This window comes from Nitrospira sp., assembly GCA_016788885.1.
Taxonomy (GTDB): domain Bacteria; phylum Nitrospirota; class Nitrospiria; order Nitrospirales; family Nitrospiraceae; genus Nitrospira_A.
In genome coordinates, this window is record JAEURX010000002.1 from 1 (window position 1) to 1703 (window position 1703).

General features: G+C 59.5%; 1 protein-coding gene. It reads right to left on the bottom strand.

The annotated features are described in order from the left end of the window. Positions 1-1581, bottom strand: a 1581-nt coding sequence (locus JNL86_00090; protein ID MBL8041299.1) for a hypothetical protein, incomplete at its 3' end; no start/stop codon positions are given. Between the last annotated feature and the right edge of the window lie 122 nt (positions 1582-1703).

Here is a 1703-nt window from a genome sequence, read left to right on the forward strand (position 1 = left end):
CTGCGAGACCCACCGAGGGGCGGCCACGCGAGCGGGATCCGAACCGGACGATGGTTCCAGGGACAAGTCCAACATCACGACCGCTTGTTTGACCGGCGCATTCGCGAGCGCCCGCTGCAGCCGGGCCAGGGAAAAGGCGCGAGTCGATCCGGATACCGTCGCATCATACGGCAGCAGGGAGACCGCTCCCGTGTCATGATCCACAATGGCTCGGCCGGCGACATACACGTAGGCCGTGGTGTGCGGTCCTCCCTGCTTCGGTAACCATTGTTCGAATACCTCGATCCAATCGTCTTTCAGCCCCTTTGCGTCAAGCGCGACCTTGACCTTCTGGGCTGGAATCCCCATCACGGAGGTGAAGTACCCGCTCATGACTTCCGCATCGTGAGCGGCCAGGTTCATCGTCGGCATGGCTGGATCTCGAAACGCTCCCACACCGATCGCAATGGCTACCGCATGCGGCTGCGCCGGTTTGCTCTTTTTGCCGGGAAGTTGGTCGACATCGACCGACACGACTTCGGTGGCATCGGTCATATCCGGTTTGATGGCGACGAAAAATTTCTTGGGTGATGGAAGCACCACGTTTGTTGCGGCTTGCAGGGCGCAGATCAACTCCGCCTGTTCTGCTTCCGACACCTTGCCGACCGTGCCATCTACCGTCACCCGCCGGATTTCCCCCGGTTTCAATACGCCGACAGAGACGGGCGTTTTCACTGATGCCACAATGGCTGGATGTCCGCTGAGCGCCACTGCAACGGCATCGGCCACTGTCGGCCCTTCGTTTTTGACTTCGAATTCCACGCTGAAGCGTTCATTCTGCTGCAAGACATGGTTTTGATTCTGGTCTCGAAGAATGGTGCGAAATGATAGGTGCGTCGTACCGGTCGTCGCGGCTGGTGCCGGAGGGACACCTTCTGGCACAGTTGCCACCGGCGCATTGGACAGGGGCGCAACGGGCAGAGAGGAAGGAGGCACCTGCGCCACTGGCGCACCTTGGGCTGTCGTTCCTCGCTGAGTTTTTTTGAACTGGGCGTGTTCCCGTATTTTTGTAGAGGTCCCAAGGTGTTCTGCCACGCCTTCCACGACTGTGCCGATGACTTGCCTAGCCACAACATCGAGGCCCCTGACGTCGCATGTCTCCGCGCGCGCCTCCACCTCTCCCGTCGCGACGCTTTGCAATTTTTTGTTCTGCAACAGGGTCCCTTGCAGATCGGTATACGCCACATCAAGGCCCAGTGTCACCGTCGCCGGATACGACTTATTGGCTTTGCGCACGACGAACATATCGACCTGTCGAGGGCCCAATGCCACATCCACCACGCCATCGATCGACTCACGGGACGACCCGGCCTGAATCACGACCCGCTCGAATACCTGCTCCATTCGCTTTTTGAGTTCTGCCGCGAGCGGCTCATGGATGGCCAAGACCGCCGGCTGCGCGCAGGCATCGTGATAATCCAACGCTGCGGCGCCGATACTGGGGTCCAAACGCAACAACACCGTTAGCGGCAGGTTGTAATTGGTAGAAACTTGGCGCGGGCTGAAGTACTGGCAGCCGGAGAAGACAAGCACCGCCGCCATGAGCGCCGCAAGAGCACACCGGGAAGACCGCCACCTGCGACCACTGATCCAACCGCCTCTCAATCGCTGCACGATAGTTTGTTATACCCAATCTGGCAAAGACATGACAACCGCTGAGGGGT